At 56.9% G+C, this 25,844-nt stretch carries 19 protein-coding genes and 1 pseudogene; 14 read left to right on the forward strand and 6 right to left on the reverse strand.

What is annotated here, in order from left to right:
• Nucleotides 1–32 precede the first annotated feature (32 nt).
• From ldtD to FJU30_RS07770, 3 genes are all read left to right on the forward strand, one after another.
• Nucleotides 33–1,841, forward strand: a complete 1,809-nt coding sequence (ldtD, locus tag FJU30_RS07760; protein WP_150434409.1) for a L,D-transpeptidase — start codon at nt 33–35, stop codon at nt 1,839–1,841.
• A gap of 183 nt (nt 1,842–2,024) precedes the next feature.
• Nucleotides 2,025–2,573, forward strand: coding sequence for a YcbK family protein (locus tag FJU30_RS07765; protein ID WP_150434410.1), 549 nt, complete (start codon nt 2,025–2,027; stop codon nt 2,571–2,573).
• Nucleotides 2,574–2,626: 53 nt separating this feature from the next.
• Nucleotides 2,627–3,274 carry an MBL fold metallo-hydrolase gene (locus tag FJU30_RS07770; protein ID WP_150434411.1) on the forward strand — a complete coding sequence of 216 codons (648 nt, stop codon included), beginning with the start codon at nt 2,627–2,629 and terminating at the stop codon, nt 3,272–3,274.
• 215 nt (nt 3,275–3,489) lie between these two features.
• Here FJU30_RS07770 and FJU30_RS07775 read toward each other — a convergent pair whose 3' ends face one another.
• The 4 genes from FJU30_RS07775 to pncB form a co-directional block, all read right to left on the reverse strand.
• On the reverse strand, nt 3,490–4,680 hold the full coding sequence (locus FJU30_RS07775) for an amino acid aminotransferase (protein WP_150434412.1): 1,191 nt from the start codon (nt 4,678–4,680) through the stop codon (nt 3,490–3,492).
• 233 nt (nt 4,681–4,913) lie between these two features.
• The gene (locus FJU30_RS07780; RefSeq protein ID WP_317984039.1) at nt 4,914–5,990 is read right to left on the reverse strand and encodes a porin; all 1,077 of its coding nucleotides are present in this window, start codon (nt 5,988–5,990) and stop codon (nt 4,914–4,916) included.
• Nucleotides 5,991–6,284: 294 nt separating this feature from the next.
• Nucleotides 6,285–7,685 (reverse strand): asparagine--tRNA ligase, encoded by a 1,401-nt coding sequence (gene asnS / locus FJU30_RS07785; protein ID WP_150434413.1) that lies wholly within the window; start codon nt 7,683–7,685, stop codon nt 6,285–6,287.
• 164 nt (nt 7,686–7,849) lie between these two features.
• Complete coding sequence (gene pncB, locus FJU30_RS07790) at nt 7,850–9,055, reverse strand: nicotinate phosphoribosyltransferase (RefSeq protein ID WP_150434414.1); 1,206 nt, start codon at nt 9,053–9,055, stop codon at nt 7,850–7,852.
• Nucleotides 9,056–9,351: 296 nt separating this feature from the next.
• On the opposite strand from pncB, the gene pepN reads away from it, so the two are divergent.
• From pepN to rmf, 10 genes are all read left to right on the forward strand, one after another.
• Nucleotides 9,352–11,964 (forward strand): aminopeptidase N, encoded by a 2,613-nt coding sequence (gene pepN / locus FJU30_RS07795; protein WP_150434415.1) that lies wholly within the window; start codon nt 9,352–9,354, stop codon nt 11,962–11,964.
• Between the two features lie 42 nt (nt 11,965–12,006).
• Entirely contained in the window at nt 12,007–12,423 is a 417-nt protein-coding gene (locus FJU30_RS07800) for a hypothetical protein (RefSeq protein WP_150434416.1), read from the forward strand.
• A 41-nt stretch (nt 12,424–12,464) separates the two neighbouring features.
• A complete protein-coding gene (gene pyrD, locus FJU30_RS07805; RefSeq protein WP_150434417.1) occupies nt 12,465–13,475 on the forward strand; it encodes a quinone-dependent dihydroorotate dehydrogenase in 1,011 nt (336 codons plus the stop codon).
• A gap of 356 nt (nt 13,476–13,831) precedes the next feature.
• Complete coding sequence (locus FJU30_RS07810; protein ID WP_150434418.1) at nt 13,832–14,389, forward strand: cell division protein ZapC; 558 nt, start codon at nt 13,832–13,834, stop codon at nt 14,387–14,389.
• A 242-nt stretch (nt 14,390–14,631) separates the two neighbouring features.
• A complete protein-coding gene (rlmKL, locus tag FJU30_RS07815) occupies nt 14,632–16,749 on the forward strand; it encodes a bifunctional 23S rRNA (guanine(2069)-N(7))-methyltransferase RlmK/23S rRNA (guanine(2445)-N(2))-methyltransferase RlmL (protein ID WP_191091558.1) in 2,118 nt (705 codons plus the stop codon).
• A gap of 5 nt (nt 16,750–16,754) precedes the next feature.
• Nucleotides 16,755–18,665: an ABC transporter ATP-binding protein gene (locus tag FJU30_RS07820; RefSeq protein WP_150434420.1), complete on the forward strand. Its 1,911-nt coding sequence runs from the start codon at nt 16,755–16,757 to the stop codon at nt 18,663–18,665.
• A gap of 72 nt (nt 18,666–18,737) precedes the next feature.
• On the forward strand, nt 18,738–20,009 hold the full coding sequence (pqiA, locus tag FJU30_RS07825) for a membrane integrity-associated transporter subunit PqiA (RefSeq protein WP_150434421.1): 1,272 nt from the start codon (nt 18,738–18,740) through the stop codon (nt 20,007–20,009).
• Entirely contained in the window at nt 19,996–21,639 is a 1,644-nt protein-coding gene (gene pqiB, locus FJU30_RS07830; RefSeq protein ID WP_150434422.1) for an intermembrane transport protein PqiB, read from the forward strand. Before pqiA ends, pqiB begins: the two co-directional genes overlap by 14 nt.
• A complete protein-coding gene (gene pqiC, locus FJU30_RS07835) occupies nt 21,639–22,208 on the forward strand; it encodes a membrane integrity-associated transporter subunit PqiC (RefSeq protein WP_150434665.1) in 570 nt (189 codons plus the stop codon). Before pqiB ends, pqiC begins: the two co-directional genes overlap by 1 nt.
• A gap of 266 nt (nt 22,209–22,474) precedes the next feature.
• Nucleotides 22,475–22,642, forward strand: coding sequence for a ribosome modulation factor (gene rmf / locus FJU30_RS07840; protein ID WP_150434423.1), 168 nt, complete (start codon nt 22,475–22,477; stop codon nt 22,640–22,642).
• A gap of 172 nt (nt 22,643–22,814) precedes the next feature.
• Here the strand turns inward: rmf and fabA are convergent, their stop codons facing one another.
• Nucleotides 22,815–23,333, reverse strand: a complete 519-nt coding sequence (gene fabA, locus FJU30_RS07845) for a bifunctional 3-hydroxydecanoyl-ACP dehydratase/trans-2-decenoyl-ACP isomerase (protein WP_150434424.1) — start codon at nt 23,331–23,333, stop codon at nt 22,815–22,817.
• 14 nt (nt 23,334–23,347) lie between these two features.
• Nucleotides 23,348–25,152, reverse strand: a pseudogene (locus FJU30_RS07850) (AAA family ATPase).
• 208 nt (nt 25,153–25,360) lie between these two features.
• Between FJU30_RS07850 and matP the strand changes: the two are divergent.
• Nucleotides 25,361–25,819, forward strand: a complete 459-nt coding sequence (gene matP / locus FJU30_RS07855) for a macrodomain Ter protein MatP (protein WP_150434426.1) — start codon at nt 25,361–25,363, stop codon at nt 25,817–25,819.
• Nucleotides 25,820–25,844 lie beyond the last annotated feature (25 nt).

Here is a 25,844-nt window from a genome sequence, read left to right on the forward strand (position 1 = left end):
ATGGTTAATAGTGAACAGAGGATGATAAAGGGATGTTAATAAAGAATAAAAATAAACAAAAGTGGCTGTGGGTGGCGGGTTACACCTGGATGTGTAGTCTGGCGCCGGCAGGGCTCGCGCAGGCGGCCATGCCGGCCGTGACGGCGCCGGTTGCGGCCGGCAGCCCGATGCTGCAGTCGCCGGAACAGGTGCAGGCGGCGCTGCTGGCTAATCTGCCGGCGGGCATGGCGCCCCATTATATTGCCAGTCTGGTCGCGCTGTACGGACAGCGTCAGATGCAACCGATGTGGACCGATCGGGACGCCGTGCAGCAGTTCCAGCAGCAGCTGGCGGAGATAGCCATTTCTGGCGTTCAGCCTCAGTTCACGGTCTGGGTTAGCCGGCTGACCGATCCCGCGCTGACCGGCATGGCGCGCGATATTACCCTGTCTGATGCTATGCTGGGCTATCTGCAGTTCGTCTCCGGCGTAAAGACTTACGGCACCAGCTGGCTGTACGGCTCGACGCCCTACCGGCTGCAGGCGCCGTCCGCGGAGGCCATCGCTCACTGGCTAAGCGCGGTCAATGGCGGCAATGCGGCCGCGTATGTCACCTTGCTGGCGCCGCAGCACCAGCAATATTCCCGGATGCGCCAGGCGCTGAAGTCGATGCTGACGGACGAGCGTCCCTGGCCGCAGCTCACCGGCAAAGGCAGCCTGCGTCCCGAAGAGAGCAGCGCGGATGTGGCGGCGTTGCGTGAAATTTTATCGCGTACCGGCATGCTGACGCCTGCCAGTGCCAGTGCCAGTGCCAGTGCCAGTGCCAGTGCCAGTGCCAGTGCCGGCGAATCGACGGCCGTCAGCCCGGCGACCGCATCGGCTGCTCCCGCCGTACCGGCTGTCGTTACAGCGTCATCTGCGCCTGAAGGCGGCGCCGCCTTGTCGGCGGACGGCGCGGAGCGCTATCAGGGCGAGCTGGTCGAGGCGGTCAAACGCTTTCAGCGCTGGCAGGGCCTGGAAGATGATGGCGTGATCGGCGTCCGTACCCGCGACTGGCTGAATGTCTCGCCGCAGCAGCGGGCTACGCTGCTGGCGCTGAATATTCAGCGTTTGCGCCTGATTCCCGATCGGGATGCGGCGGGTATTATGGTAAACATTCCCGACTATTCGCTGGTTTATTACCAGAACGGAACGGAAATATTGTCGTCGAGGGTGATTGTCGGTCAGCCTAAACGCAAAACGCCGTTGATGAGCAGTTCGTTAAACAACGTAGTGCTGAATCCGCCGTGGAACGTGCCGACCACGCTCACCCGTCAGGATATCATTCCTAAAGTGGTGCGCGATCCGGGCTATCTGCAGCGCAATGGTTATACGCTGCTGTCTGACTGGAGCAGCGAGGCGCAGCCGATCGATCCGACGATGATCGACTGGTCTATGGTGTCGCCGGCTAATTTCCCATATCGCCTGCGCCAGGCGCCGGGCAGCAACAACGCGTTGGGCCGCTATAAGTTTAATATGCCCAATTCCGACGCGATCTATCTGCACGATACGCCGAATCATAATCTGTTCCGTAAGGATATCCGCGCGCTGAGCTCCGGCTGCGTACGCGTCAACAAAGCGTCCGAACTGGCCACGCTGCTGCTGCAGGATGCCGGCTGGAGCGATACGCGTATGACGTCTGCACTGAAACAGGGCGATACCACCTATGTTTCGGTCAAGGCGAAGATCCCGGTCAATCTGTATTATCTGACGGCGTGGGTCGCCGACGACGGCAAGCCGCAATTCCGTACAGATATTTACAATTATGACGGCACGATGGGATCGGCGGCACAGATTCTGCCAAAAGCAGGATTATTGCTGTAATAAATGCAGCAAATCCGGTTAATTAGCGGTCAGAACATCAGAGCCGGGCGAGGGCGTACAGGGTGACGCCCCGCAAACCCCGGCGGAAAGCGGGTTGACTCACTTTTCATTGCCAGTTATGGTGCAAAACGGTGCATTTTAAGTACCCGCATATACCGATCTTCTAGCCAGGGCAATACACCTATGGAACACATTGATAATCATCGCCGTAAGTGGCTGCTGCTGGGCGGCGCCGCGCTCGGGGTGACGCTTTTGCCTGGACAGGCTTTGGCGACGTTATCCACGCCTCGTCCACGTATTTTGACGCTGGAAAACCTGAATACGGGTGAACGGCTGAAAACCGAGTTTTTTGACGGACGACGCTATAATAAAGAAGAGCTTTCACGCCTAAATCACTTCTTCCGCGATTATCGCGCCAACAAAATTAAAAGCATCGATCCGCTGTTGTTCGACCAACTCTACCGACTGCAGGTGATGCTGGGCAGCAACAAACCGGTGCAGCTGGTTTCCGGCTATCGTTCCCTCGGCACCAATAACGAACTGCGTTCTCACCGGCGCGGCGTGGCGAAGCAGAGTTACCACACGCAGGGAAAAGCGATGGATTTCCACATTGAAGGCGTCCAGCTGGCGAATATACGTAAGGCGGCGCTGAAAATGCGCGCCGGCGGGGTCGGCTATTATCCGCGCAGCAATTTTGTGCATATCGATACCGGGCCGGTGCGCAACTGGTAATGTCGCTGGTCGTTGGCTCGTGTGCTGAGTAACGCTTTATCAGATGGAGCAGTATGAAATATCAAGTTATCCCGGTCACCGCATTCAACCAGAACTGTACGCTTTTGTGGTGTGAAAAGACCCAGGATGCGGCCATTGTGGATCCCGGCGGCGAGGCGGAGAAGATCAAGCGTGCGGTGCAGGCGGCCGGCGTAAATGTGCGGCAGATTTTGCTGACGCACGGTCATCTGGACCATGTCGGCGCGGCAGCCAGTCTGGCGCAACACTATCAGGCGCCGATTCTGGGGCCGCAGGAGGCCGATGCCTTCTGGCTGGACGGGCTGCCGGCACAGAGCCGTATGTTCGGCCTGAGCGAGTGCGAGCCGTTAACGCCGACCCGCTGGCTGCACGAAGGCGATACGGTTAACGTCGGAGAGATCGAACTGGCGGTATTACACTGCCCGGGCCATACGCCGGGGCACATCGTGTTTTTCGCTTCGGCGGAGCGCTTCGCGCTGGTCGGCGATGTCATCTTCAACGGCGGCGTCGGGCGCAGCGATTTTCCGCAGGGCGACCATCAGGCGCTAATCGCGTCTATCCGCACTAAGCTGTTTCCTCTCGGCGACGACGTGGCTTTTATTCCGGGGCACGGGCCAGGCTCGACCTTCGGCGAGGAGCGCCGCACCAATCCGTTTGTACGGGACGAGCCCGCCATCTGGTGATTTGTCTCTCTTAGACAGTAAAAAACCGGCATAACGCCGGTTTTTTACTGATGACAAGAGGTGTTATTCGGGAGCGTGCGGCGAGGGTGGTAGCGGCGTTAGCCGCCGGAGCGCCCCCGGTGCGATAGGCCTCGTATATCTCGGCTCATTGGCGACTTTGTCTGCAACCTCAAGCCGGCATAACGCCGGCTTTTTACTGTGGCCTGATGGCGACCTTATAACACCGCGACAATCGCTTCGCACAGCGGCGCCATATTTTCCGGCGTCATGCCGGCGACGTTGATGCGCCCGGAGTTAACCGCATAGACGCCGAACTCGTCGCGCAGGCGCAACACCTGCTCTTTGTTCAGGCCGCTGAACGAGAACATGCCGTTCTGTTCAATGATGAACGAGAAGTCGCGGTCGGCCCCTTTTTCCTGCAGCGTGTTGACGAACAGCTGACGCATGCGCTGAATGCGTTCACGCATGGCGGTGAGCTCCTGCTCCCAGATGGCGCGCAGCGTATCGTTGCCGAGAATGGTCGCCACCACGCTGGCGCCGTGGGCCGGCGGGTTAGAGTAGTTGGCGCGGATGGTGGCCTTTACCTGACTGAACGCCTTATCCGCGGTTTGGGCATCGGCCGCAACCAGCGTACAGGCGCCGACGCGCTCATTGTACAGGCCAAAATTTTTCGAGTAGGAGCTGGCCACGATCAGCTCAGGATGGCTGGCGGCAAAGATACGCAGCCCCTGCGCGTCTTCTTCCAGACCTCTGGCGAATCCCTGATAGGCAAAGTCGAACAGCGGCAGCCAGCCTTTTTCCACCGATAGCTCAGCCAGCTGCGACCACTGTTCTTCGGTTGGATCGATACCGGTCGGGTTATGGCAGCAGCCGTGGAACAGAACGACATCGCCGGCCTGCGCCGCGCTGAGGCTCTTCAGCAGCGCCCCGAAGTCCAGACTGTGGTTCTCCGCGTCATAATAGTCATACTCGCGCACCTCTAATCCGGCGGCGGAAAAGACATTCTTGTGGTTCGGCCAGCTCGGGTTGCTGATCCAGATACGTTTTGCGCTGGTCTGACGGGCGATAAAGTCGGCCGCCACGCGTAAGCCGCCGGTTCCGCCCGGTGTTTGCGCCGTACGGGCGCGTTTATCGCTTATAATGGTGCTCTCTTTGCCAAACAGCAGCGCTTGGGTGCAGAGGCCGAAATCGGCAAGGCCGTCGATACTCAGATAGTTTTTGGTGGTTTCGTTTTCCAGCAGATATTGTTCAGCTTTTTTTACGCTGGTTAACACCGGGGTTTTGCCCGTTTCGTCTTTATAAACGCCTATGCCCAGGTTGATTTTGTTCGGACGCTCATCAGCGCGGAAAAGATCGGCCAGGCCAAGGATTGGGTCGGCGGGTGCGGCAGAGATAGTTTCAAACATTGACAGGGTGTTCCATGGCAGAGATTAAGCAGGAGCCATCAGATTACCGTCAGTCATCTGCTTTGCCAACCGTTTGCGATCAAAAGATTCGGGAAATTGCGCCAGTCAACGCCAGCGACGTGAGGGCGCGCACAGGCGTGTGGGAAAGGGATAAGACAAAATAAAAAGACAGAGCCGAAGCTCTGTCTTTTTTGACGATCGCCGCGCGCCACAAACGCGCGGTTTAAACCGACTTAGAACTGATAAGTCAGGCCCAGAGCCACGGTATCATCATCGTTGATGCCGTAAGCGTTGTCGTCTTTGATCAGGTTGATCTGATAGTCAACGTAGGTAGATACGTTTTTGTTGAACGCATAGGTCGCGCCGACGCTGACGTATTTGTTCAGGTAGTCATTCTGGTTAGTGCTGTCAACTTTGCCTTTGGAGGACACGTAGGCCAGAGACGGACGCAGGCCGAAGTCGAACTGGTACTGAGCCACGGCTTCAAAGACTTTAGTCTTATCAGCGAAGCCGACGAAGTCTGCATCAATGTAAGACAGATTGCGGTATTCGCCGTAGGTGGCGGCCAGATAGATGTTGTTGGCGTCGTATTTAACGGCGGTAGCCCAGGCTTCCGCTTTGGCACCGCGACCAGCGGCGTTAGCGTTTTGCTCATCGGTACGGTCGGATGCAGCGTAAGTACCAACCACGCCTAAGCCGATTTCGGATTCGTAAGAGGAAGAAATACCCCAGCCGTCGCCGTTGGATTCAGCCAGGCTGCGCGGGTTGTTGGAGTCGTCGCTGTTTTTGCCCTGATACTGTACGGCGAAGTTCCAGCCGTCAACCAGACCGAAGAAGTTGGTGTTGCGGTAAGTCGCCACGCCAGTGGTACGGCCATTCATGAAGCTATCCGGACCCGTGGTATCGCCGCCGAATTCCGGCAGAACGTCGGTCCAGCCCAGCGCATCGTAAACAACGCCATAGTTACGACCGAAGTCGACAGAACCGTAATCGGCGAATTTCAGACCGGCAAAGGCCAGACGGGTTTTGTCGCCGCCCTGAGAACCTTCAGCACGGTTGCCTTTGAATTCATATTCGAAACGACCAAAGCCAGTCAGATCGCTGGTGATCTGGCTTTCGCCTTTGAAGCCCAGACGCGCGTAAGTTTTGTCGCCGTCGTTGCCATTGTTATCAGAGAAGTAATGCAGAGCGGTAACCCTGCCGTAAATATCAACTTTGTTGCCGTCTTTGTTGTACACTTCGGCAGCGTTAACTGCGCCAGCAGCTAACAGAGTCGGGATTACCACTGCAAGAATGTTGCGCTTCATCATTATTACCCTCATTGGTGTTATTGAGACGCCTGCCACTGTCATAAATAAATTCCTGGGAACTTTATCCGACAGTCGGGTGTCTTTCTGTGTCTGAACGCAGTTTTCCATTCAAACCCTCGTTAATCCACCCCGAAAATGCTACTAACATCGTAATCAGGTAACAAAATGAAATATTGTATTTCAAAATGTAAATATCAGGGAACTTTGTGAGCAATATCGGAAATTAAAAAAGAGGGACCCCGAAATGGCGTCCCTCTTTTCTACATATTTGTTTTGCTTATATTAAATATTTATTTAGAAACTGGCGTTTCTGGGCGTGCGCGGGAATGGAATAACATCGCGTACATTTTGTACACCGGTTACATACGCAATCAGGCGTTCAAAACCGAGGCCGAAACCGGAATGCGGGACGGTGCCGTAGCGGCGCAGGTCGCGGTACCACCAGTAATCCTCTTTCTTCAGCCCCATTTCGTCAAGGCGTTTGTCCAGATGATCCAGTCGTTCTTCGCGCTGCGACCCGCCGATAATTTCGCCAATGCCCGGCGCCAGAACATCCATTGCGGCGACGGTTTTGCCATCGTTGTTCATGCGCATATAAAAGGCTTTGATATCTTTAGGGTAATTCTTAACGACTACCGGCGATCGGAAATGTTTCTCCGCCAGATAGCGTTCGTGTTCGGACGACAGGTCAATGCCCCAGGAAACCGGGTTTTCGAATGTCTGGCCAGAGGCCTGCAGGATATCTATCGCATCGGTGTAGTCCACCTGCGCGAAATCGGAGGTAATAAAGCGTTCGAGCCGTTCCACCGCGTCTTTATCGACCCGCTGGGCGAAGAACGCCATGTCGTCGGCGCGTTCCTGCAGCACCGCGCGGAACACGTATTTCAGCAGGTCTTCGGCCAGCGTGGCGATATCGTCAAGTTCGGCAAAGGCCACTTCCGGTTCGATCATCCAGAATTCCGCCAGGTGACGGCTGGTATTGGAGTTTTCCGCCCGGAAGGTCGGGCCGAAGGTGTAAATTTTCGACAGCGCGCAGGCGTAGGTTTCGCCGTTCAACTGGCCGGATACGGTCAGGAACGCCTCGCGGCCGAAGAAGTCTTCGCTGAAATCCACCTTGCCCTGCCCGGTGCGCGGCAGGTTTTCCAGATCGAGCGTGGAGACGCGGAACATCTCGCCGGCGCCTTCGGTATCCGACGCGGTGATCAGCGGCGTAGAGACCCAGCAGTAGCCGTTTTCATGGAAGAAACGGTGAATCGCCTGAGCCAGCGTGTGGCGAACGCGCGCGACGGCGCCGATCAGGTTGGTGCGCGGCCGCAGATGGGCGACTTCGCGCAGATATTCGATACTGTGGCGTTTGGCCGCCATCGGGTAGGTGTCCGGATCGTCGACCCAGCCGATCACGTTGACGGCGCTGGCCTGCAGCTCATAACTTTGTCCTTCGCCAGGCGAAGCGACGACGCGGCCGGTGACTTCCACCGAGCAGCCGGTGGTCAGGCGCAATACATCCTGATTGTAATTGGGGAGAGTATTATTAATTACAGCCTGTAACGGATTAAAGCAGGAACCGTCATAGACGGCGATAAAGGAGATACCGGCTTTAGAATCTCTCCGGGTACGTACCCAGCCGCGCACGGTGACGTCACTGTCAACGGCGACACGGCCTTGCAGTACGTCGACTACAGGCACTACGCTCATAAATTTCTCTCTTGTAATGGTTTAAGACAAAAGTAACAGGCCCTGCCCGCAGGCAGAACCTTGCATATGTTACTTGCCGATGGGCTGGACACAAGCAGAAATCACAGCAAGACGATAAGATTTATCGTCTTGCTGTTTTTCGGATAAAGGAAAATGCGCCGGGTTCAGCAGGCTTTTTTAACCAGCGGCAGATCAAACGCCTCGCGCAGCGCGCTGACGAACTCTGCGTCCTGACAAATGGTTTTTCCCGGACTGTCGGACAGTTTGGCGACCGGTTTCCCGTTGCACTCCACCAGCTTGATGACGATGTTCAGCGGCGTGACGCCGGGAATATCGCAGGTTAGACGGGTGCCGATGCCGAAGCTCAGATTGATGCGCGGCCAGAAATGGCGGTAAAGCGCCAGGCTTTTATCGAGATCCAGATTATCCGAGAACACCAGCACCTTACTCAGCGGGTCGATGCCCAGATTCTGATAATGAACGATGGCTTTCTCGCCCCAGTCGATCGGATCGCCGGAGTCATGACGCAGCCCCTGGTAGCGGCTGGCGAAATCGAAATCGAAGTCGCGCAGGAAGGCATCCATGGTGATGCAGTCGGTGAGCGCGATGCCAAGCTGGTCGGGATATTCCTGCAGCCAGGCCTGCAGCGCGGCGCGCTGACTATTGGCCAGCGTCGGGCTGATTTGCTGATGCGCCTGGAACCATTCATGCGCCTGAGTGCCCAGCGGCGTCAGATTCAAACGGCGAGCCAGATCGTAATTGCTGGTGCCGATGAGCCACGGGAATTCGGCCTGCAGGGTGGCGACGATCTGCTGTTGCACCGCGTGGGAAAAGCGCCGCCTGGTGCCGAAATCCATCAGCCGGTAATGGCTGATATCAAGATCCGCGCTGAGCGCGCGGAAACGTTCGAGTTTTTCGCGCAGGTGGCCGAGCACGCCGTCCATCGTCACCTGCGGCGAACGCCGGCGGTGGACGATTTCACTGATGGCGGCCAGCAGCGGCACTTCCCACAGGATCACCTCGCGCCACGGACCGGCGATGCGGATATCCAGCCGGCCGTTATGGTCGCGGATGGTGACCTGAGTCGGGTCGAAACGAAACCGACGCAGCCAGTTCAGGTAGTCCTGTTGAAAGAACGGTAAAGCGGACAGGTAGCGATATTCGTCATCGCTCAGTGCCAGCTGACTCATTGATGCGACTTCGGCGGCGATTTCATCCGCGTAGGGGCCTAATAGCTCATCGCTGCGGCAGCGAAACTCGGCCGCCACCTGCACATCATAATATTGATGGTAAACCGCCTGTTGCATATGCAGCTTGTACGCATCAGTATCAAGCAATGAGGTTAAAACCGGGGCAGTGTATAAAGTCATGGTGCGTTACAGCATCCTCACCGACGCATTAAGTCACAGTCAGGGCGATTTCGCAGCCTGACGCTCCGTTATTGATGCTACCTCTCCATCATGGGGATAGCGCAACGAGAAATAAACCGGCCGACCCGCCATACTTCAGATTACAGGGTGCATTTGTTTGCCGTGTTCCTGCAACCCGAATTATTTAAGCTATAGAGTATAAAGCTGATAATTCTTCTCGTTAGGCGCTAATGGTAACATCGTTGTAACAGGAATACACTTGCTCTTATCTGTATGCATGACGAGGTCAAAATTTTATGATTCAACAGCCACAAGTAAAATACCGCCGGGATTATCAGGCGCCCGCCTACACGATCAGCGATGTCGCGCTGGATTTCAGCCTCGATGCGGAAAAAACGCGGGTCAGGGCCGTCAGCCAGGTCATTTTGCAGGGACAGCCGGGTACGCCGCTGCGACTGGATGGCGAAGGGCTGCAGTTAATCAGCGTCAGTGTGGAGGGTAAAGCGTGGCAGGCTTATCAGCTGTGCGACGGCGGGCTGGTTCTGCACGATGTGCCGGCGCGGTTTACTTTGTCGATCGAAACGGAGATCAACCCGGCGGCCAACAGCGCGCTGGAAGGGCTGTACCAGTCCGGCGACGCGCTCTGTACGCAGTGTGAGGCGGAGGGCTTCCGCCATATTACCTATTATCTCGATCGGCCGGATGTGCTGGCGCGTTTTACCACCCGCATCACCGCCGATAAGCAGCGTTACCCGTATCTGCTGTCCAACGGCAACCGGCAGTCTCAGGGTGAACTCGACGACGGTCGGCACTGGGTTGAATGGCAGGATCCGTTTCCCAAACCCTGTTATCTGTTCGCGCTGGTCGCCGGCGATTTTGATGTTCTGCAGGATCATTTTACCACCTGTTCCGGGCGGGACGTGGCGCTGGAGCTGTATGTCGACCGCGGTAATCTCGATCGCGCCGACTGGGCGATGGCTTCGCTGAAAAACGCCATGAAGTGGGATGAAACACGTTTTGGCCTGGAATACGATCTCGACATTTATATGATCGTCGCGGTGGATTTCTTCAACATGGGCGCGATGGAAAATAAAGGCCTGAACGTATTTAACTCGAAATATGTACTGGCTAAAGCCGAAACCGCCACCGACAAAGATTACCTCAATATAGAGGCGGTGATCGGCCATGAATATTTTCACAACTGGACCGGCAACCGGGTAACCTGCCGCGACTGGTTCCAGCTCAGCCTGAAAGAGGGGCTGACCGTGTTTCGCGATCAGGAGTTCAGTTCCGATCTGGGATCGCGGGCGGTGAACCGGATCAATAATGTGCGCGTGATGCGCAGCGCGCAATTTGCCGAGGACGCGGGGCCGATGTCGCACCCGATCCGGCCGGATCACGTGATCGAAATGAATAACTTCTACACCCTGACCGTCTATGAGAAAGGGGCGGAAGTTATCCGCATGATGCATACCCTGCTGGGCGAAGAGAAATTTCAGGCGGGGATGCGCCTCTACTTTCAGCGGCACGATGGCAGCGCGGCCACCTGCGACGATTTCGTGCAGGCGATGGAAGACGCGTCCGGCGTCGATCTGGCGCAGTTCCGCCGCTGGTATAGTCAATCGGGTACGCCGTTGCTGACGGTGCGCGATGAGTATGACGCCGCCAGCCAGCAATACCGGCTGCACGTCAGCCAGATGACGCCGGTCGGCGCGGATAAGCAGGAGAAACTGCCGCTGCATATTCCGCTGGATATTGAACTGTACGACAGCGAAGGTCAACCGATCGCGCTGCAGCAGGACGGCCGGCCGCAGGCGTCGGTATTAAATGTTACGCAGGCGGAACAGACCTTTGTGTTCGACCATGTGCCCTGCCTGCCGGTGCCGTCGCTGCTGCGCGAATTCTCCGCGCCGGTGAAACTGAACTACGCCTGGCAGGATGATCAACTGACGTTTCTGATGCGTCACGCGCGCAATGCGTTTTCGCGCTGGGATGCGGCGCAGAGTCTGCTGGCCGGCTATATTCGCCTGAACGTGGCGCGCTATCGGCAGGGGCAGGCTCTGTCGCTGCCGCTGCACGTGGTGGACGCATTCCGCGGCGTGCTGCTGGACGAACGGCTGGATCCTATGTTGATCGCGCAGATCCTGACGTTGCCCGGCGAAAATGAGATCGCCGAATGGTTCGATATCGTCGATCCGACGGCGATTGCCGCCGTTCATGCATCGCTGACGCGGGCGCTGGCCAAAGAAATGGCGGATGAGCTGCTGGCGGTGTATCGCGCCACGCTGACGCCGGTTTACCGCATCGAACATGGCGATATCGGCAGGCGCGCGCTGCACAATGTATGCCTGCACTATCTGGCCTTCGGCGAACAGCAACAGGCGGATACGCTGGTGACCAGCCAGTATCGCCAGGCGAATAATATGACCGACTCGCTGGCCGCGTTGACCGCCGCCGTGGCGGCGCAGCTGCCCGGTCGCGATGCGCTTCTGGACGATTTCGATCAGCGCTGGCATCAGGACGGACTGGTGATGGATAAGTGGTTTACCCTGCAGGCCAGCAGCCCGGACGGCGACGTTTTGCAACGGGTGAAGGCGCTGCTTAATCATCGCTCCTTCAGCCTGAATAACCCGAACCGTCTGCGAGCGCTGGTCGGTTCCTTCGCTTCGGTGAATCCGGCGGCGTTTCATGCCGAAGACGGCAGCGGTTATCGTTTCCTTACCGGCATTCTCAGGGATCTGAATACGCGTAATCCTCAGGTGGCGGCACGGCTGATCGAACCGTTGATCCGCCTGAAGCGTTATGATGAGAAGCGCCAGGCGCAGATGCGTCAGTCGCTGGAAGAACTGAAGGCGCTGGATAACCTGGCGGGCGATTTGTTCGAAAAAATTAGCCGGGCTCTGGCCTGACAGCGCCGTACGGCGCGATGACTAAACGCTGAATAACCCGGGTTGCGGGAAAAACGTTATTGTTTTGAACAACGCGGGGCGTCGCGCCTTTATCGACGCGGTGCATTGCAATGCGTCTCGTCGCGCGGCAGTGCGAGACGAATCCGCCGGGAGCAAACAGGAATGCGGCTCCCGTCGGTCCCGAACGGGGAAGCCGGCAACGGACCGAAGAATGAAGTGGCGCCGGTGCGCCTGCAAGGTGTGAAGTATGACGAGTATGGCGTTTCAGGGACGAAGCGCCGTGTTTTATCCGCCAGCGCAGGGGGAAAACGGTTGCGCATCAAACCGCCCGCCGCGTATGTTTTCTGCGCGAGCGTCGCGCAAAATTCGGCTCTTGCGCATTTTCCGGCGCTGTCGCCGGTCATTTCGTATTTGAATTTTTTTGTCGTTTACAATTCCAATTGCCGGCCTAATGGCTGATAATCTCCTCCCGGTTTGCAACTGGGATCTCAGGAGAAGACATGTTTTACCCCCTTATCAAGAAAGCCTTATTTCAGCTTGATCCAGAGCGTGCTCATGAGCTGACCTTCCAGCAATTACGCCGACTATCCGGCACCCCGTTTGAATTCCTCGTTCGTCAGTCCGTTCCCGTTAAACCGGTGACCTGTATGGGGTTGTCGTTTAAAAATCCGCTCGGTCTGGCTGCCGGGCTGGATAAAAACGGCGATTGTATTGACGCGCTGGGAGCAATGGGATTTGGCTTCATTGAAGTGGGTACCGTCACCCCGCTGGCGCAGCCGGGTAATGATAAGCCGCGTTTATTTCGCATCGTAGAAGCGGAAGGGCTAATTAATCGGATGGGATTTAATAATCTCGGCGTCGATCGTCTGGTCGAAAACGTGAAAAAATCAAACTTCGGCGGCGTACTGGGGATCAATATCGGTAAGAATAAAGCGACGCCGGTAGAGCAGGGCAAAGATGATTATCTAATCTGTATGGAAAAGATCTATCCCTGGGCGGGTTATATTGCGGTAAATATCTCTTCCCCCAATACGCCGGGACTCAGAGCGCTGCAATATGGCGAAGCGCTGGACGATCTTTTGCTGGCGATTAAAAACAAGCAGGCGCAATTAAGCGAGCAACATCAAAAATATGTTCCTGTCGCGGTAAAGATCGCGCCGGATCTTAGTGAAGAAGAATTGATCCAAATAGCCGACAGCCTGGTGCGCCATAATATTGACGGCGTTATCGCCACCAATACCACGCTGGACAGGACGTTGATCGCCGGTCTTAACCACTGCGGCCAGACCGGGGGGCTAAGCGGTCGTCCTTTGCAGCACAGCAGCACGGAAATTATTCGCATGCTGTCGCGCGAGCTTAACGGTCGCCTGCCGATTATTGGCGTGGGCGGGATTGATTCCGTTATCGCCGCCAGAGAAAAAATGGCCGCCGGCGCGTCATTGATTCAGATATACAGCGGCTTTATTTACCGCGGGCCGACGCTGATTAAAGATATTGTGACCTTCCTCTAACCTTATGGCCGAAATAATTTGAGCGGAGGAAAGGCGGCAATCCGGTAAATGCCAGGCGTTGAGCTAACTCAGCGGCAGGCATTCACCGGCAGCATATTTGAATTCCGCTTGCGACGACAGCGGCGGAACGAACTCCAGGAATGGGGTGAGTAATAAAGCCGATTTGCGGTATGACGAATATATTTCTCATCATTGAATGGCGGGGGTTTATTTATTCCTCCGGCTGGTCTATATTTTGTACGTTTGTGTAAATAAGTGGCAGTGGTGATGTCATTTATCCCGAGGGGCTTATTTGAGATTCTGTAATCAGAATATCCTTAAAGACGAAGGATGCTGATCCGGGCGAAGGTAATAAAATGAAATTAAAACCTGATAATACCTGGCGCTGGTATTTTGATAGCGAACACGATCGGCTGATGCTCGATCTCGCCAACGGCATGTTATTTCGCTCGCGCTTCCCGGCCAAAATGCTGACGCCCGACGCCTTTGGCGACAGCGATTTCTGCGTGGATGACGCCGCGCTGTTTTTTAGCTGGCAGGAAAGTTGCCAGCGTACCGCGTTGAATCAGGAGCTACAGGCCGAGCTGGTGCTGAACGCGCTGGTGGCCAGCCGCTTCCTTAAACCGCTGATGCCGAAGAGCTGGCATTTCGCCCAGCAGAACGCCGGCGGAGAATTTTGCCCGCAGCCCGGCGATTTGGTGCGCGTGCGGTTAACCGACGGGCGGACTCAGGCCTGCATGCTGGTGGTGGAGTCCGGCAATCACGCCAGCCTGTGCCTGCTGGCGCAGGAGCAACTGGCGCTGTCCGGGCGCAGCATGGTTCTGGGCGAAGCGATTAAAATCATGCACGATCGCCTGTTGCCGGACGAGCGGCCGCAGCAGACGCAACAACCCTGGTTTTCCCGCGTGGTGTAATACCGTCGCCGCGCTTTCTGGTCCCGTATAGCCGCAGGCGATGCGGGACGACGCTGTTTTTCTTCCTCCTTCGTTCACTTTTCCCGATAAAACCAGACCGATACCCAATAGACTTCGGGCGGCCATCGCCGCTGCACGCGCCGCGCAGAACGATAAGCGCGAGAAAACCCGGCGGCGCTTATGACAAGCGGCGGGGATTCGCTATAATGCGCCATTCTTTATTTTTTGGTGATCTCTGCATGATAAACTCTCTGTTTGCCAGTACCGCTCGTGGCCTGGAAGAACTGTTAAAAAGCGAACTGGAAGCGCTGGGCGCGCAGGACTGTAAGGTGGTACAGGGCGGGGTGCACTTTCAGGGAGACAATCGGCTGCTGTATCAGAGCCTGCTCTGGAGCCGTCTGGCATCGCGTATCCTGCTGCCGCTTAATGAATTTAAGGTATACAGCGATCTGGATCTGTACCTGGGCGTACAGGCGATCGACTGGAGTGCGGTATTCGGCGTCGATAAAACCTTTGCCGTGCATTTCACCGGCACCAACGACGATATCCGCAACACGCAATATGGCGCGCAGAAGGTCAAGGACGCCATTGTCGACAGCTTTACCCGTAAGGGCGGTCAGCGACCAGACGTGGCGCGTCAGCAGCCCGATATTCGCGTTAATGTGTTTCTGCAGCGCGAGATGGCCAGCGTGGCGCTGGATTTAAGCGGCGAAGGGCTGCATCAGCGCGGTTACCGGGAAATGGCCGGCCAGGCGCCGCTAAAAGAGACGCTGGCCGCGGCCATCGTACTGCGGTCGGGCTGGAAACCCGATACGCCGCTGCTCGACCCGATGTGCGGTTCCGGTACTTTGCTGATTGAGGCGGCGATGATGGCCAGCGATCGGGCGCCGGGCTTGTACCGTAATCACTGGGGGTTCACCGCCTGGAACGGCCACGACGCCGCGCTGTGGCGCGAGGTAACCACCGACGCGCAGGTCAGGGCGCGGCGCGGACTGCAGGAGACCCGCGCCCGTTTCTTTGGCTCGGACATTGATCGGCGCATCATCGACGTCGCCCGGGCGAACGCGCGTCGCGCCGGCGTCGCCGAGGTGATTCGCTTCGAAGCCTGCGCGCTGGATCAGTTAAAAAATCCGCTGCCGGAAGGGCCTCAGGGGACGGTGGTGAGCAACCCGCCCTATGGCGAACGTCTGGAAAGCGAACCGGCGCTGATTGCCCTGCACAATCTGCTGGGGCGTAAAATGAAGAGCGAGTTCGGCGGATGGCAACTGTCGCTGTTCAGTTCTTCCACCGAATTGCTGGGCTGTCTGCAACTGCGCGCCGATCGGCAGTTCCAGGCGAAAAATGGTCCGCTCGATTGCGTGCAGAAAAATTACCTGCTGGCAGATACGCCCGCCCAGGGCGTCGGCGAAGTGGCGCCGGACTTCGCCAACCGTCTGCGTAAAAACCTGCGTAAGCTGGAGAAGTGGGCCAGACAGCAGGATATCGAGTGTTACCGCGTGTATGACGCCGATCTGCCGGAATATAACGTGGCGGTCGACCGCTATGGCAGCTGGGTGGTGGTGCAGGAATACGCGCCGCCGAAAACCATTGATGCGCAAAAGGCGCGCCAGCGGCTGTTCGATGTGATCAACGCCACGCTGTCGGTGCTGGGCGTGCCGTCAAATCAGCTGGTGTTAAAGACCCGCGCGCGCCAGAAGGGCAAGAATCAGTACGAAAAGCTGGCGCAGAAAGGTGAATTTCTGTTGGTGCAGGAGTATAACGCCAGACTGTGGGTGAATCTGACCGACTATCTGGATACCGGACTGTTTCTCGACCATCGCATTGCGCGCAAAATGCTGGGCGAGATGAGCGACGGCAAAGACTTTTTAAATTTGTTCGCCTATACCGGCACCGCCAGCGTTCATGCCGGGCTGGGCGGCGCGCGCACCACGACCACGGTGGATATGTCGCGTACCTATCTGGAGTGGGCGGAAAAGAATTTACGCGTCAATAATCTGACCGGCCGTCAGCACCGGCTGATTCACGCCGATTGCCTGAGCTGGATGCAGCAAACCCAGGAACAGTTCGATGTGATCTTTATCGATCCGCCCACGTTCTCCAATTCCAAACGGATGGATGACACCTTTGACGTTCAGCGCGATCATCTGTCGCTAATGCAGAATATGAAACGGCTGCTGCGGTGCGGCGGCACGATCATGTTTTCCAACAATAAACGCGGCTTTCAAATGGATCTCGCCGGTTTACAGGCGCTTGGACTGACGGCCAGAGAGATCACGACGCAAACGCAGTCGCAGGATTTTGCCCGTAATCGCCAGATTCACAACTGCTGGCTGCTCCGGCACGCCGGCGAGGAAAAATAATTACCATGTCTTTAATCAGTCTGTCCGGTGCATGGCTGTCGTTCAGCGACGCACCTTTGCTGGATAATACCGAATTACATATTGAGCCTAACGAACGCGTGTGCCTTGTCGGGCGCAACGGCGCGGGAAAGTCGACGCTGCTGAAGATCCTGGCGCGCGAAATCCCGCTGGATGACGGCCGGCTGGTGTTCGAACAGGATTTAGTGGTGGCGCGTTTGCAGCAGGATCCGCCGCGCGACGTAGCCGGCACGGTGTTTGACTTCGTTGCCGAAGGCGTCGCGGAGCAGGCCAGCTATCTGAAGGAATATCACGCCGTGCTGCGCCAGGTGGAGTCGGACCCGAGCGAAAAGAATCTCAACCAGCTGTCCCGCGTGCAGGAGATCCTCGACCATCAGGGACTGTGGCAACTGGACAGCCGGATTGCCGAGGTGCTGCTGCGCCTGGAATTAACCGCCGATGCGCCGCTCTCCTCGCTGTCCGGCGGCTGGCTGCGCAAGGCGGCGCTGGGGCGGGCGCTGGTCAGCGCGCCGGACGTGCTGCTGCTTGATGAACCGACCAACCATCTGGATATCGAAACCATCGACTGGCTGGAAACGTTCCTTAAATCGTTCCAGGGCAGTATCGTGTTTATTTCGCATGACCGTTCGTTCATTCGCAATATGGCGACGCGCATTGTCGATCTCGATCGCGGTAAGCTGGTGTCATGGCCGGGCGACTACGATAATTATCTGCTCGGCAAGGAAGAAGCGCTGCGGGTCGAAGAGCTGCAAAACGCCGAATTCGATCGCAAGCTGGCGCAGGAAGAGATCTGGATCCGTCAGGGGATCAAGGCGCGCCGCACCCGTAATGAAGGGCGCGTCCGGGCGCTCAAGGCGCTGCGGCGCGAGCGTTCCGAACGGCGCGAAGTGATGGGCGCGGCGAAGATGCAGGTCGAAGAAGCCAGCCGTTCGGGCAAAATTGTGTTTGAGCTGGAGAACGTCAATTATCAGATCGGCGACAAGGTGTTGGTGAAAGACTTCAGCGCTCAGGTTATGCGCGGCGATAAGATCGCGCTGGTCGGCCCCAACGGCTGCGGTAAAACCACGTTGCTGAAGTTGATGCAGGGGCAGCTGACGCCGGATAGCGGGCGCGTTCACTGCGGTACCCGACTGGAGGTGGCCTATTTCGATCAGCATCGCGCCGAGCTGGATCCCGAGCGGACCGTGATGGACAACCTGGCCGAGGGCAAGCAGGAGGTTATGGTCAATGGCCGCTCGCGCCACGTGCTGGGCTATCTGCAGGACTTTTTGTTCCATCCGAAACGGGCGATGACGCCGGTCAAGGCGCTGTCCGGCGGCGAGCGCAATCGTCTGTTGCTGGCCCGCCTGTTTCTGAAACCGAGCAATCTGTTGATCCTCGATGAGCCCACCAACGATCTGGATGTGGAAACGCTGGAGTTGCTGGAGGAGCTGATTGAAGGGTACCAGGGGACGGTGCTGCTGGTGAGCCACGATCGTCAGTTTGTCGATAACTCGGTAACCGAGTGCTGGATCTTTTCCGGCAACGGCGCGATCGAGCGCTTTGTCGGCGGATATTACGATGCTCAGCAGCAGCGGGCGGCCGCCACGCCGCTGCGCGCCGCGCCGCCGACGGCGGAGCCCGCGGATACGGTGAAAAAGTCAGTCGCACAACCGGTTAAACACAGTTCGGGCAAACTGAGTTATAACCAGCAGCTCGAACTGGAACGGCTTCCCGCACGGATTGAAGAACTGGAGCAGGAAATCCAGGCATTGCAGACCCGGATGAACAGCGACGGTTTTTTCAATCTGGCTTATGAACAGACGCAGCCGGTTTTAACGGCGCTGGCTGAGGCGGAACAGGCGTTGGAACAGTGCTTCGAACGCTGGGAAGAGCTGGAAGCTCAGAAAAATGGCTGAAGGCAGACTATGATTTAACACCGGGCGGCGGTTTGCCGTCGCCGGATTGCCCGGCCATTCAGGAGGCTGTAGATGTGTTCACATACCCATCGCCATGATGATTACGTGCTGTGCCCGCAGTGCGATCTACTGGTGGCGTTGCCGCCTCTGGTTGCCGGGCAGAAGGCGATATGCCCGCGCTGCAAAACGCAGTTGACCAGCTTACGGTCGCAGGCGCGCCAGCGTTCCATCGGCTACGCGCTGTGCGCGCTGTTTATGCTGTTGCTGGCCAACCTGTTCCCCTTTATCTCTATGCGCGTCGCGGGCATTTCCAGCGAGATTACGCTGATAGCGATACCCCGCGCGCTGGTGGCGGACGATTATGCCAGCGTCGGCACGCTGTTTATGATCTTTGTGCAACTGGTGCCGGCCTTCTGCATGTTGACCATCATCCTGCTGTGCGGTCGCTGGTCGTTGCCGCTGCAGGTGAAATATGTGCTGGCGAAGGTGTTGTTTAAGCTAAGAAGCTGGGGCATGGCGGAGATTTTTCTGGCCGGCGTGCTGGTCAGTTTCGTTAAGCTGATGGCCTACGGCGATATTGGCACCGGCAGCAGTTTCTTTCCTTATTGTCTGTTCTGTCTGCTGCAGCTGCTGGCTTTTCAAAGCCTGGACCGGCGCCAACTGTGGAATTCTATCGCTCCGCCGCCGGCGTTGCCCGCCGAACCGCTGCCGGGCAAGAGCGGGCTCAGTCAGGGAATGCGCTCCTGTCAGTGCTGTACGGCTATTCTGCCCGCCGGCACCACCGTTTGCCCGCGTTGCCATACGCGCGGACATGCCCGTCGACGCGATAGCCTGCAGTGGACGCTGGCGCTGCTGGTGACCTCGGTGATGCTCTATATTCCCTCCAATATCCTGCCGATTATGGTGACGGAAGCGCTGGGCAGCAAAGATCCGTCCACGATTATGTCCGGGGTGGTTTTTTTATGGGGCTCCGGCTCCTGGCCGGTGGCGCTGGTGATTTTTATCGCCAGCATCATGGTGCCGTCGTTGAAGATGCTGGCGCTGGCCTGGCTGTGCTGGTACGGGCAGGGTAAGGGCAATCGTGACAGCGAGCGTATGCATTTTATTTATGAGGTGGTGGAGTTTGTCGGGCGCTGGTCAATGATCGATGTATTCGTCATTGCGGTGCTCTCTTCTCTGGTCAGGATGGGGCGCTTTATGAGCGTCTATCCGGCTATAGGCGCTTTACTTTTTGCTATGGTGGTAATTTTGACTATGTTTGCAGCGATGGCGTTTGACCCGCGTTTACTGTGGGACAGACGCAATGACGTGACTGACAAGGAGTATCCCGTTGACCAAAAATAATTACGCCGTGGCGGAGGCTGAAAAAATTAAACGCTGGTCGCCGGTCTGGATTGTGCCGATTGTCACCGTACTGATCGGCGCCTGGATCCTGTTTTACCATTTCAGTCATCAGGGACCGCAGCTGATGCTGACCACCGCCAACGCCGAAGGCATTGTCGCCGGTAAGACCACGATTAAAAGCCGCAGCGTGGATGTGGGCATGGTGGAAAGCGTTATGCTCAGCGACGATCTGCACCAGGTGGAGATCAAGGCGCGGCTGAACGACGGCATGGCGAAGCTGCTCAATAAGGATTCGGTTTTCTGGGTAGTGAAGCCGCAGATTGGGCGCGAGGGCGTTTCCGGCTTGGGAACGCTGTTATCCGGCGCCTATATTGAGCTGCAGCCGGGCAGAAGCAAAGAGGAAGAGCAGTCGTTCCGCCTGCTGGATACGCCGCCGCTGGCGTCGCCCGATACCAGGGGGATTCGGATTCAGCTCGACAGCGAAAAGTCGGGCCAGCTGAACGCCGGCGATCCGGTTCTGTTTCGCGGTTATCGGGTAGGGACGGTCGAAACGAGCGAGTTTGATTCGCAGGCGCGCAAGATGCGCTACCAGGTGTTTATTACCGCTCCGTATGATCATCTGGTAACGACGAACGTGCGTTTCTGGAAGGACAGCGGCGTGGCGTTCGATATGTCGGCCCAGGGGATGCGGGTGGAAATGGGCTCGCTTACTACGCTGTTCAGCGGCGGCGTCAGCTTTGACGTGCCCGCCGGCTGGGAACTGGGCAATCCGGTACAGGAGCGCGCGCAGTTCACGCTGTTTGAAAACGAGCGCAACATTCAGGACTCGCTGTATACCGAACACAAAGATTATCTGATGTTCTTTACCGACTCCATTCGCGGTCTGCAGCCCGGCGCGCCGGTCGAATTCCGCGGCATCCGGCTCGGCACCGTATCGCAGGCGCCGTTCCTCACGCCAGGCGCGGAGCAGCGCATCGACAACGACTACCGCATTCCGGTGTTAATTCGTATTGAACCCGGCCGTTTTGACAATAAGCTGGGCGGCGATTTCAATCTGGAACGGCATCTGCGCAGCGCTGAACCCAAAGGGCTGCGGGCGGCGCTGAAAACGGCCAACATACTGACCGGCGCGCTGTACATCGATCTCGATTTTTATCCCAACGATAAGAAAGCGCGCACGGCGCCGGCGACGATTGACGGCTATCCGGTGTTGCCGACGGTCAGCGGCGGTCTGGCGCAGATTCAGCAGAGGCTGATGGCGGTGCTGGATAAGGTGAACGCGCTGCCGCTTGATCCGATGGTGAAAGAGGCGACGCAGACGCTGGCCGAAAGCCAGAATACGCTGCGCGAACTGCAAAAGACGCTGGTGACGCTGAATAAGATCACCTCGGCGAAAGAGATGCAGAGCCTGCCGCAGGATATGCAGAATACCCTGCGAGAGCTGAACCGCAGCATTAAGGGGATCCAGCCCGGCTCGCCGGCCTACAATAAAATGGTGGCGGATATGCAGCGGCTCGATCAGGTGCTGCGTGAACTGCAGCCGGTATTGCGCACGCTGAATCAGAAGAGTAATGCACTGGTGTTTGAGGCATCCGACGGTGATGATCCCCAGCCAAAGAGGGCTAAATGATGATGAAAGGATGGACGCTGGCTCTGGTGCTGTTGGTAAGCGCCTGCAGCAGTAATACGCAGAAAACGTACTATCAGCTGCCGCTGGCGGCTGCAGGGAGCGCGCCGGTTTCGGTTGGCCGCGACGCGAATCACCGTCAGCTATGGATTGAGCATATTGCGCTGGCCGACTATCTGGGCGGCAATGGTCTGGTGTATCAGACCAACGACGTACAGTATGTGCTCGCCACCAATAACCTGTGGGCGAGCCCGCTGGAACAGCAACTGCAGCAGACGCTGGTGGCGAATTTGAGCGCCGGGCTGCCGGGTTGGGTGGTCACCACATCGCCGCCGGCGGGAGAGCCGGACACGCTGAACGTGACGGTCAACGGCTTCCACGGACGTTATGACGGCCGGGTGGTGGTGCAGGGAGAGTGGCTGTTGAACCAGCGCGGCCACCTTATCCGCCATCCATTCAACATTATTCTGGCCCAGCACGACGATGGCTACGACGCGCTGGTGAAAACGCTGGCGCAGGGCTGGCAGCAGGTGGCTGCCGATATTGCGCGGCAAAGCAGCGCGTCTAATTAATAACTAATTGCTATAACGTGAAAACCCCGCCCGCCCGTCGATGTTCGATACGACGGAACGCGCGGGGTTTTATTTTCTGTTCAGCACGTTAGGCGCGTCTTGTGAAACCGATAGCGCAAAGGCGCGTCACTATAGCTCACGAATATGACACTGGTTTGAATTTTGCGTCTTGATCTTCTGCCCTGGAATGACTATTGATATTCTGTGGTAGCCGAGAAATCGACCACTGTTTTATTTCCACCAGACAAAAATGAGGGAAACGAGGCATGAAGAGACAAAAACGCGATCGCCTGGAAAGGGCTCATTCACGTGGTTATCAGGCGGGTATTTCTGGCAAATCAAAGGAGTTTTGTCCCTATCAATCGATCAATGCCCGATCACAATGGTTGGGAGGTTGGCGACAGGCCATGGAGGACAGAGCGGTTGCCGCATAGCGCTCTGTTAATTAATGAAAGGAACGGCCTCCGCATCGCGCGGAGGTTTTTTGTCCCGCGCTTTCCGGCGAGATAATCGCAGGTAATAAACACCTTCAGACGCGCTTGCCAGACGGCGCTCTAACCGTCCGGGAGCAAAAACGGAGGGCGGATGCTCTCCGTTTTGCCGGCATCAGAACGTACTGGTGTCTTTAAATAACCCGACTTTCAGATCGCTCGCCGTGTAAATCTGGCGCCCGTCGACCAGCACCTCGCCATCGGCGATGCCCATGATGAGACGGCGGTTAATTACCCGCTTAAAGTGAATGCGATAAGTGACTTTTTTCGCTTCAGGCAGGATCTGACCGGTAAATTTCACTTCACCCACGCCCAGTGCTCGACCTTTGCCTTCGCCGCCCAGCCAGCCGAGATAAAAGCCGACCAGCTGCCACATAGCATCCAGACCCAGACAGCCAGGCATAACGGGATCGCCGATGAAATGGCAATTAAAGAACCATAAGTCCGGGTTGATATCCAGTTCCGCTTCCACATAGCCTTTGCCATGATCGCCGCCGTCTTCCGTCATTTTAACGACGCGGTCCATCATTAACATGTTACCGGAGGGTAACTGCGGACCTTCGGCGCCAAATAATTCACCGCGGCCGGAGGCAAGAAGGTCTTCTTTTGTATAGGAATCGCGTTTATCTACCATGTTCTCAATAAGCCTTATTTTAGTGAAGCACGCAGATTAGCGAACACGTGTACGCCGGGCAAGTCCGATGACAACTGGTTAAACCAGTTTGTTAGCGGAAAAACCAGGGAAAACGCCGCCGCTCCTGCGGATTAATCTGTGCAATACGTTCGCGAATGGCGGACAGCAGGCTGGGCTGACGCTCGTCATCATAAGGCGCGTTCATCAACAGCGACAGCGCCTCCGGCACGGCATCCACCGCCCACAGATGGAACTGACCGTTTCGTACGGCATCGACCACCGCCTGATCCAGGCACAGGTGGCGCAGATTGGCGGCCGGAATGATTACTCCTTGCTGGCCGGTAAGTCCACGACGCCGACAAACCTCAAAGAAACCTTCAATTTTCTCATTGACGCCGCCGATCGGCTGGACGTGGCCAAACTGATCAACCGAGCCGGTGACGGCAATCTGCTGACTGACCGGCTGCATCGACAGCGCGCTAATCAGCGCGCTGAGTTCGGCCAGCGAGGCGCTATCGCCATCCACCTCGCCATAGGACTGTTCGAAGACGATAGAAGCGGAAAAGGGCAACTGCTGATCCAGCTCGAGTTCTGAGATCAGGAACGCCTGCATAATCATCATCCCTTTGGCGTGCAGGTTACCGCCCAGATCGGCTTTGCGCTCGACGTCGGTAAATTCGCCGTCGCCGGCATGCACCACGCAACTGATGCGGGTCGGTTCGCCAAACAGCTGCGGATAACCGGGGTATTCCAGCACCGACAGGCCATTGACCTGACCGATGACTTCGCCTTCCGTTTCAATCAGGATCTGACCCTGTTCAATCTCATCCTGCATACGCGAAGAGAGATAGCTCTCACGCCAGCGTCGGCTGGCGATGGCGTCGGCTATCGCTGCGGCATTAATCTCTCCATCGCGCGCATAAAGCGCGGCCAGACGGAGCTGACCGGCCAGCCACTGCGGGCACAGCGGCAGGCAGCCCTGATCGCCGCTGTAGCGCATCGCGAGAGTCACCAGCGCGGGCCAGCCGTCAGCCGACAGCGACGGCAACTGATGCTGAGCGCAAAGCGTATTGATCCAGCCGCACCAGCGCGATATATCGTCAGTATCGACGAGCTGCAGTTCCGTTTCAAACTCGCCGTAAATAGCCCGTTCGCAAAGATCCGGTTCGATGTCGCTAAAGTCGCCCAGTTCGGAGCGATCGCCGATGACAATCAACCGTACGTCGAGCGGCATCGGGGGGATGTCTACCGGCAGCGGTCGCCGCTCATCGGGCGAGAGCCACTGGAAGTATCCCTGAGTCAGCATCTGTTTCAGCCGCAGCCACATCTGCGGCTGAGCGAGCAGGGGGCGTACGGGCAGGATCAGAATGCCGCCGTTGACCTGATGCAAAAGGCCGGGCTGCAGCGCGATGCGCTGCTCGCTGCAGCGCACTGCTCCAAACAGTTGCTCGGGTTCAATCCATTCCTGATAGCCGCAGCGCGATTGCGCCGCGAAATTATCGCTGGTCTGCACGGCGGCAGACTGCTGAATATGGTGCCCGTCAATGACATAGCGGCTGCCGTATACTTTACCGGTCCGCGGTTGCAGCGAATTGATAACATTGGCCAGCAGCGCCATATACTCGCTGTCATCCTGCGCCTTGAGCAGCATAAAGCGAGAGGGCGAACGGGGATGACAAAATAACGTCAATGCATCGGTCAGGCGGGGCTGAATAGCTGAAAATTCAGCGGGTGCAATATCAGCGGCCCGGGAGAACAGTGCCTGATAAGGCGTATGATCGGGCAGCAGATTCTGCCATTCGAGTTGATTACTGGTCAAAGTGTCAAATAGGATCGTTTAAGGGAAAAGGGCGATTATACAAGAATAATGCAGGCTGCATATAAGCAGTGTCCGTTGTATTGACCTGCTGGTGCTAATTGTATTTTTAATGTATAAAAAATAGCCTTAAAAAACGCACAACAGCAGGAAAGCAGCGGCAAAACTGCTATGCTTAGCTAAACGTTACACGGTCACTGAAGAGTTCACGATGAAATATCAGCAACTGGAAAACCTTGAGTGCGGCTGGAAGTGGAAATACCTGGTTAAAAAGCACCGTGAGGGTGAACTCATCACGCGGCATATCGAACGCAGCGCCGCCGAAGAGGCCGTGGCGCAGTTATTATTGCTGGAAAGCCAGCCGGCCAGGATTCTGGCGTGGATCGAGCAGAATATGAATCCGGCGCTGCAAAATCGGATGAAACAGACTATTCGGGCCCGGCGCAAGCGGCACTTTAATGCCGAGCATCAGCATACGCGCAAGAAATCGATCGATCTGGAGTATCTGGTCTGGCAGCGTCTGGCGGGGCTGGCGCATCGGCGCGGCGCCACGCTGTCGGAAACGATCGTGCAGCTGATTGAAGATGCGGAATATAAAGAGAAGTATGCCAGCCAGATGTCCGTGCTTAAGCAGGATCTAAAAGCGTTGCTGGGGAAGGGTAAAGAGTAATCACGTCGCGCATCCGGCGTGGTTA

This window comes from Affinibrenneria salicis (assembly GCF_008710095.1).

What these genes read in the sequence shown, in the direction of transcription:
- ldtD (WP_150434409.1), top strand. Translation starts at nt 33, where the DNA reads ATGTTAATAAAGAATAAAAATAAACAAAAGTGGCTGTGGGTGGCGGGT.
- FJU30_RS07765 (WP_150434410.1), top strand. Translation starts at nt 2,025, where the DNA reads ATGGAACACATTGATAATCATCGCCGTAAGTGGCTGCTGCTGGGCGGC.
- FJU30_RS07770 (WP_150434411.1), top strand. Translation starts at nt 2,627, where the DNA reads ATGAAATATCAAGTTATCCCGGTCACCGCATTCAACCAGAACTGTACG.
- FJU30_RS07775 (WP_150434412.1), bottom strand. Translation starts at nt 4,680, where the DNA reads ATGTTTGAAACTATCTCTGCCGCACCCGCCGACCCAATCCTTGGCCTG.
- FJU30_RS07780 (WP_317984039.1), bottom strand. Translation starts at nt 5,990, where the DNA reads ATGATGAAGCGCAACATTCTTGCAGTGGTAATCCCGACTCTGTTAGCT.
- asnS (WP_150434413.1), bottom strand. Translation starts at nt 7,685, where the DNA reads ATGAGCGTAGTGCCTGTAGTCGACGTACTGCAAGGCCGTGTCGCCGTT.
- pncB (WP_150434414.1), bottom strand. Translation starts at nt 9,055, where the DNA reads ATGACTTTATACACTGCCCCGGTTTTAACCTCATTGCTTGATACTGAT.
- pepN (WP_150434415.1), top strand. Translation starts at nt 9,352, where the DNA reads ATGATTCAACAGCCACAAGTAAAATACCGCCGGGATTATCAGGCGCCC.
- pyrD (WP_150434417.1), top strand. Translation starts at nt 12,465, where the DNA reads ATGTTTTACCCCCTTATCAAGAAAGCCTTATTTCAGCTTGATCCAGAG.
- FJU30_RS07810 (WP_150434418.1), top strand. Translation starts at nt 13,832, where the DNA reads ATGAAATTAAAACCTGATAATACCTGGCGCTGGTATTTTGATAGCGAA.
- FJU30_RS07820 (WP_150434420.1), top strand. Translation starts at nt 16,755, where the DNA reads ATGTCTTTAATCAGTCTGTCCGGTGCATGGCTGTCGTTCAGCGACGCA.
- pqiA (WP_150434421.1), top strand. Translation starts at nt 18,738, where the DNA reads ATGTGTTCACATACCCATCGCCATGATGATTACGTGCTGTGCCCGCAG.
- pqiC (WP_150434665.1), top strand. Translation starts at nt 21,639, where the DNA reads ATGATGAAAGGATGGACGCTGGCTCTGGTGCTGTTGGTAAGCGCCTGC.
- rmf (WP_150434423.1), top strand. Translation starts at nt 22,475, where the DNA reads ATGAAGAGACAAAAACGCGATCGCCTGGAAAGGGCTCATTCACGTGGT.
- fabA (WP_150434424.1), bottom strand. Translation starts at nt 23,333, where the DNA reads ATGGTAGATAAACGCGATTCCTATACAAAAGAAGACCTTCTTGCCTCC.
- matP (WP_150434426.1), top strand. Translation starts at nt 25,361, where the DNA reads ATGAAATATCAGCAACTGGAAAACCTTGAGTGCGGCTGGAAGTGGAAA.